This is a genomic window from Rubneribacter sp. (assembly GCF_965361815.1).
Genome location: NZ_CBDTNW010000008.1, coordinates 1 through 6,382 on the forward strand (window position 1 = coordinate 1; position 6,382 = coordinate 6,382).

Here is a 6,382-nt window from a genome sequence, read left to right on the forward strand (position 1 = left end):
CGCGCAAGGCGCCTTCCCTCCTGGGACGGCGGGGTAGCCGGACGCCCGCGCGGAAACGTGCGCCCCCGAGGCGCGGCCCGCCCCTGCGCGCGCGAAGCCCGTCCGAGGACGCGAGCCGGCGCGGACAGGCGTTGCGCGGGAAGGCGATGGGGCCCTACGAGAACCCGAGGAAGCGGACTTCCGGTTGTAATTCGATGCCATACGCCTCGTACACCTCACGCCTTGCCAGCTCGATCAGTTCCATCACGTCGCGCGCGGCGGCCCCGCCCGTGTTCACGATGAAGTTCGCGTGCACCTCCGAGATCTGCGCGCCGCCCGCGCGGCGGCCTTTGAGGCCCACGGCTTCGATGAGCGCGCCCGCGGACGCGCCCTCGGGGTTTTTGAACACGCTCCCGCACGAGGGGACCGAAAGCGGCTGCGTCTGCTTGCGCCGCGTGTGCGACGCCTCCATCTTACCGCGCAAGTAGAACGGATCGGCCGGCTCTACGGAAAGTTCGCATTCCACGATGACCTCGTCCTCGGCAAAGGAGCTTTCCCGGTATCCCCAGGACAGCTCGCCGCCCGCGCGGCGCGTAAGGCCCGTCGCGGGCGAAAGCGTGGTCACGGAGGCCACGCGCGAGCCTATCCACTCCTCACGCGTGCCGGCGTTCATGCGCAGGGCGCCCCCCACCGTGCCCGGCGTGCCCACGGCGAACTCAAGCCCCGAAAGCGAACGGCGAAACGCCTCCTGCACCACCGAGGACAGCGGCACGCCCGCCCCCACGCAAAACCGCCTCCCCTCCTCGTCGAAGCGGCAGGTGCGGAAATCGCGCCCCAGCGCGACCACCACGCCGGGATAGCCCTCGTCGGCCACCAAAAGGTTGCTGCCGCGCCCGACGGCCACCCAGGGCACGCCCGACCCTTCGCACACCTCCACCAGCTGCTTGAGCGCCCCCACCGACGCAACCTGCACGTAGAAGCGCGCCGGCCCGCCGATGCGGTACATGGTGTGCCGGGACATGGGCTCGGCCGGGTAGACGTCGCCGTCGAACGCCTCGTCCACAAGCAGCGCCTCGAGCGCCGAGGTGTGACGCGCCGTCATGGCGTCACGCCCTGTCGGCGGGCGCGGACGGCGAGGCGGCGCGCGGCCCTTGGGAGAGGGCGTCGACAAGCTGCGGCCCGATGGCGGTCACATCCCCCGCTCCCATGGTGATGAGCAGATCGCCCTCCCCCAGCTTGGAGGCCAGGTAGGGAACGACCTCCACGCGGCGCGGGACGTAGGCGGCCTCGGGATGCCCCGGATGGCCGAGCACCACGTTGAGGAAGGTCTTGCCGCTCACCCCCGGGACGGGCGCCTCGCCGGCCGGGTACACGTCCATGAACGTGACGGCGTCGGCCGCGTCGAAGGCGGCGGCGAACTCGTCTTTGAGTACCTCGGTGAACAGCGGCGCCCGCGAGTAGCGATGCGGCTGGAACAGCACGTGCACGCGCCTGTAGCCCAGACGCGCGGCGGCCTCGATGGTGGCCGCTATCTCGGTGGGGTGGTGCGCGTAGTCGTCCACCACGGTCACGCCCGCCGCCTCGCCCACCAAGTCGAAGCGGCGCCTCACGCCGGCGAATCCGGCCAGCGAGCGGGCCGCCTCGCGCACGTCGTGCCCGAGCGCCCACAGAAGCGTGAGCACGCCGGAGGCGTTGAGCGCGTTGTGGCGGCCGGGGTTTTGCCTAAGGCTCGCCCGCACCTGCTCGCCGTCGGGCAGGCGCAGCACGAAATCGCTGCCCACGCCGCAGGGCGAAAACTCCACGACGCGCGCGTCGCACTCCTCGGAGAACCCGTACGTGACCAGGCGCCGCCCGGTCGCGCGAGCGAGGGAGGCCAAGGCGGCGTCGTCGCCGCACGCCACCGCCACGCCCTCGTCGGGCACCGATGCGATGAACGACGAGAACTTCTCGTAGATCTCGTCGAGGTCGCGGTAGTGGTCGAGGTGGTCGGCCTCGATGTTGGTGACGAGCACGGCCTTGGGCGAGAGGAAGCGGAAGGACTTGTCGCTCTCGTCCGCCTCCACCACGTAGGCTCCCCCCGTGCCGGAGTGGGCGTTCGTGCCGTAGGCGCGCACGATGCCGCCGATCAGGAACGTGGGGTCTTCCCCCATGCCGTCCAGCACGCTGGCGAGCATGGACGAGGTGGTGGTCTTGCCGTGCGTGCCCGCCACGGCCAGCGTGTCGAGGCCGACCCCCAGGCGGGCGAGCATCTGGGCCCTATGCCAAATGGGAAGCCCCCGCTGCCTGGCGGCCGCAAGCTCGGGGTTGTTGTCCAGGATGGCGGTGGACACCACCACGACGACGTCGCCTTCGGGCACGTTGGCCGCGTCGTGGCCGATGCGCACCTCGATGCCGGCCTCGCGCAGCTGCTTGGTGTAGCGGCTCTCCTTGAGGTCGGATCCGCTCACGCGCATGCCTTGGTCGAACGCGACGCGGGCGATGCCGCTCATGCCGACCCCTCCCACGCCGATGAAATGCACCCGGTCGATGCGCCCTGTCTCCATCTTCCCGCCCTTCGGTTTCCTCTCGTTTCAGCGACTGCCCATTGTACCCTATCGGGATTCCGCCGCGCCGCTTCTTGACGCGGCCTCCATCACGACGTCGGCCAGGCGCTCGGCCGCGCCGGCGCTTCCCTGCGCCCGCGCGGCGGCCGCCATGCGCTCGCGCAGGTCCGCGTCCTCGATGAGCGCGCGCAGCTTCCGCTCGAACTTCGGGCCCTCCACCTCCGCGTCGGGCACCAGGAAGGCCGCGCCGGCGTCCACGCAGGCGCGTGCGTTCATGGTCTGGTGGTCCTCCGTCGCGTAGGGAAACGGCACCAGCAGCGCCGGGAGCGCGCGGGCGGATATCTCGGCAAGCGAGGTGGCCCCGGCGCGCGACACCACGGCGTCGGCCGCCGCCATGGCCTCGCCCATGCGGTCGGAGTACGCGAGCGCCTGCCAACGGCGCGCCTCGTCCTGGCTCAGGCGCAGCCCGTCGAGCACCGCCTGGTGCTCCTTGCGGCCGGTCAGGTGCACGATGTGCAGGTCCTCGTAGGCAAGCAGCGCGTCTTTGAGCGCGACGAGCGCCTGGTTGAGGTGGCGCGCGCCAAGGCTGCCTCCCGTGACCAGCAGCATGCGGGCCTCGAGCGGCACGCCGAAGGCGGCGCGGCCCTGCTCGCGCGTGGCGGCCAGCACGCTTTCGCGCACCGGGTTGCCCGTCACCACCGTGCGCCCGGCGCCTGAAAGCCCCTGCGCGGCGCGCTCGTAGGTCAAACACACCGCCGCGGCGCGCTTGGCCAGGTACTTGTTGGCCAGGCCCATGACCGAGTTCTGCTCGTGCACCACCACCGGGATGCCCCGCTGCTCGGCCGCGCGGGCCACGGGGATGCACACGTAGCCTCCGAAGCCCACCACGGCGTCCGGGCGGATCTCGTCGAACCAACGCCGGGCCGCCTTGGTGGACCGCTGTATCTTCGCCACGGCCCGAGGCAGGCTCAAAGGATGGGAGCGGTTGAATCCCTGGGCCTCGAAAGGGGTGAACGGGATGCCGGCTTGAGCGACCAGCTGCGCCTCCACGCCCGTCGGCGTGCCCGCGAAGCGCACGTCGCATCCGCGCTTCCCAAGCTCGTCGGCCAGCGCCAGCGCCGGATTGATGTGGCCGGCGGTTCCGCCGCCGGACAGCACGATGAGCATCGCTACCTCCTGGTTCTCGAACGCGCCGGGCCGCCCGCCCTGCGCCCGGCCGCCCCGCGCGCGGGGGCTGGGTCGCCGGATGCGCGCACGACCCGCAGATCGGCGCGGCGCCGCTCGTACACCGACGGCGCGTCGGCCTCCTGCGACACCGACAGGATAAGCCCCACCATGATGAGCATGGCAAGCAGCGCCGAGCCGCCCGACGACACGAACGGCAGGGGCTTGCCCACCACGGGGAACCACCCTATGACCATGGCGATGTTGAGGAACGCCTGAAACGCGATCATGACGGTGAAGCCGCCGGCCACCATGGCCCCGAAGCTGTCCGCGGCCGAGCGCGCGATGCGCATGCCGGCGTACAGGAACAGCAGGAACAAGACCACGACCGCCAGCGCGCCCACCAGCCCCAGCTCCTCGCCGATGATGGCGAATATGAAGTCGGTGTCGGACTGCGTGAGGTAGAGGTACTTCTCATGGGAGTTGCCCACCCCGACGCCGAACAGGCCGCCGCTCGCAAGCGCGTAGAGCGAGTGGATGAGCTGGTAGCCCGTGCCCTGCCCGTTCGCACCGTCGTTCCAAGGGTCAAGAAACACCATGAGGCGGGCCAGCCGGTAGGACTTGAACAGGATGCCCACCAGCCCCACCGCCACCACGCCGCCCACCGTCACGGCCATGGTGCGCATCGGCACCTCCCCCAGCCACATCACGGTGAGGATGCCCACGACGCAGATCATGGCCGTGCCCAGATCCGACTGCAAGCCCAAGATCATGAGCAAAGGAAGCAGCACGCACGCGAACACAAGCCCGACGAACGTCTTGAACGAATAGGCCCCCTCCCGGAAATCGCACAGAAGCCGCGCCGTCACCAAAACGAACGCGATCTTGGCGAACTCCGAGGGCTGCAAGGAGAACGGGCCCACCACCAGCCAGCGCTGGGCGCCCCAGTCATCTCCGCCCGCGCCCGAGAACGAGGTGGCCAAAAGCAGCCCGAACGCAACGACGCACACCACCCACACCAGGTTGCCGCGCCACACAGACACCGGAACGAACTTCCACACGACCACCGCCAGCACCGTCCCCACTGCGGCGAACAGCATCTGCTTGACCACGTCGGCCATGGGATCCGCCTCGGCCACGCTCTTAGCCGTGGACAGCTCGATGACCGACGAAGTGGAGTAGATCATCACGAAGCCGACGAGCATGAGCGCCAGCACCGAAAGGAGCAGGATCAGCCTTGGAACCATGATGTGGGCGGGAGCCTCCCGCCTGCCGCGCGCGCCGACCATGCCGCGCCCCTCCTACGCCCCCGGCGCGCCCGCGCGCGCCGACACCAGCGATTTGAAGACGCGTCCGCGCTCCTCGAACGAACCGAACTCGTCGAAGGAGGCGCATGCCGGCGAGAGCAGCACCGCATCGCCCGGACCCGCCTGGGAAAGCGCCGCTTCGAAGGCGTCTTTGAGGCGGGAGGCGCGCAGGAGGCAAAAGCCCTCCGGCGCGTTCGGCGCCGCCTGCTCGAACGCCGCGGCGAAACGCGGACCCGCCGCGCCGAAGCACACCGCGGCGGCCGCGTGCTCGTGGACGGCCTCCACAAGCGGCGCGAGGTCGGTCCCTTTGTCGTCGCCGCCCAGAAGCACGACAAGCCGGCGTCCGGGAAACGCCGCGAGCGCCTTGAGCGTCGCGTCCACGTTGGTGGCCTTGGAGTCGTTGAAGCACTCCGCCCCGCCCACCGTCCCGCACGGCTCGATGCGATGCTCGAGGGGCGCGAACGTGCGCAGCCCCTCCGCCACGGTCTCGGGGGCGGCTCCGAGCGCCAAGGCGACGGCGGCGGCCGCAAGCGCGTTCGACACGTTGTGCTCGCCTTTGATCCGCAGCTCGTCGGCGCGCAGAAGGGCCGCTTCGCGTCCGTCCAAGGCCACGCGCAGCATGCCGTCGGCGCCGAGGAACGCCGCGTTCTCGCTGCCGCACGCCGCGCGCATGTCCGCCGAAAGCCCCTCCCCGCCCCCTACGGGCACGTAGGAGAAGCCGCGCTCGGCCCGCGTCAAGGCGCGCAGGCGGCGCACCTGCGCGCGCGTCACGTCGTCGGTCGCGTCGAGCACCGCCACGGAGCCGGGGACGCGGGGCAGGTTCGCCAGCACCTTGAGCTTCGCGTCGCGATACGCCTCGAAACCGCCGTGCCACGCCAGATGGTCGGGCGTGACGTTGAGCAGCACGGCCGCATCCGGCGCGAAGCGGGACGTGGAGGCCAGCTGGTAAGACGACACCTCCGCCACGTACGTCCGCGTCCCGCCCGCGGCCACGGCCCCCAGGCACGTCTCGCCGATGTTGCCGACCGCCCCGGCGTCCTCCCCCGCCGCGCGCAGCAGGTGCGCCACCAAAGACGTGACCGTGGTCTTGCCGTTGGTGCCCGTGACGGCCGCCCAGCGGCTGTCCGCGGCGCTCTCGCGCCAGGCAAGCTCCACCTCGCTTACCACCTCCGCCGACACCGCCGCCGCGTCCGCGTAGAGCGTCGAGGAGGCGGGGATGCCCGGGCTTGCGACGCACAGGTCGAACGGCCCGCCAACCGCGCGGGAAAGCTCCCGCACGGCCTTGTCGCCAAAAGCCGTAAGCGCGCCGGCCGCGCGAGCCGCGGCCGCCGCCTCCTCGGCGGCCGGAGGGGGGGGGGGGGGGGAGAAAAACAACACCCAACGACACCC

At 71.0% G+C, this 6,382-nt stretch carries 5 protein-coding genes; all 5 read right to left on the reverse strand.

Going from position 1 to position 6,382, the window contains the following annotated elements:
- Window positions 1–154 precede the first annotated feature (154 nt).
- Window positions 155–1,081, reverse strand: a complete 927-nt coding sequence (murB, locus tag ACWKY3_RS00450) for a UDP-N-acetylmuramate dehydrogenase (RefSeq protein ID WP_449314453.1) — start codon at window positions 1,079–1,081, stop codon at window positions 155–157.
- Between the two features lie 4 nt (window positions 1,082–1,085).
- The gene (murC, locus tag ACWKY3_RS00455) at window positions 1,086–2,522 is read right to left on the reverse strand and encodes a UDP-N-acetylmuramate--L-alanine ligase (RefSeq protein ID WP_449314454.1); all 1,437 of its coding nucleotides are present in this window, start codon (window positions 2,520–2,522) and stop codon (window positions 1,086–1,088) included.
- A 48-nt stretch (window positions 2,523–2,570) separates the two neighbouring features.
- Entirely contained in the window at window positions 2,571–3,689 is a 1,119-nt protein-coding gene (murG, locus tag ACWKY3_RS00460) for an undecaprenyldiphospho-muramoylpentapeptide beta-N-acetylglucosaminyltransferase (RefSeq protein WP_449314455.1), read from the reverse strand.
- Window positions 3,690–3,691: 2 nt separating this feature from the next.
- Window positions 3,692–4,975 carry an FtsW/RodA/SpoVE family cell cycle protein gene (locus ACWKY3_RS00465; RefSeq protein WP_449314456.1) on the reverse strand — a complete coding sequence of 428 codons (1,284 nt, stop codon included), beginning with the start codon at window positions 4,973–4,975 and terminating at the stop codon, window positions 3,692–3,694.
- A 12-nt stretch (window positions 4,976–4,987) separates the two neighbouring features.
- A partial coding sequence (gene murD / locus ACWKY3_RS00470) for a UDP-N-acetylmuramoyl-L-alanine--D-glutamate ligase (RefSeq protein ID WP_449314457.1) occupies window positions 4,988–6,382 on the reverse strand: 1,395 nt, incomplete at its 5' end.

What these genes read in the sequence shown, in the direction of transcription:
- murC (WP_449314454.1), bottom strand. Translation starts at nt 2,522, where the DNA reads ATGGAGACAGGGCGCATCGACCGGGTGCATTTCATCGGCGTGGGAGGG.
- murB (WP_449314453.1), bottom strand. Translation starts at nt 1,081, where the DNA reads ATGACGGCGCGTCACACCTCGGCGCTCGAGGCGCTGCTTGTGGACGAG.
- murG (WP_449314455.1), bottom strand. Translation starts at nt 3,689, where the DNA reads ATGCTCATCGTGCTGTCCGGCGGCGGAACCGCCGGCCACATCAATCCG.
- ACWKY3_RS00465 (WP_449314456.1), bottom strand. Translation starts at nt 4,975, where the DNA reads ATGGTCGGCGCGCGCGGCAGGCGGGAGGCTCCCGCCCACATCATGGTT.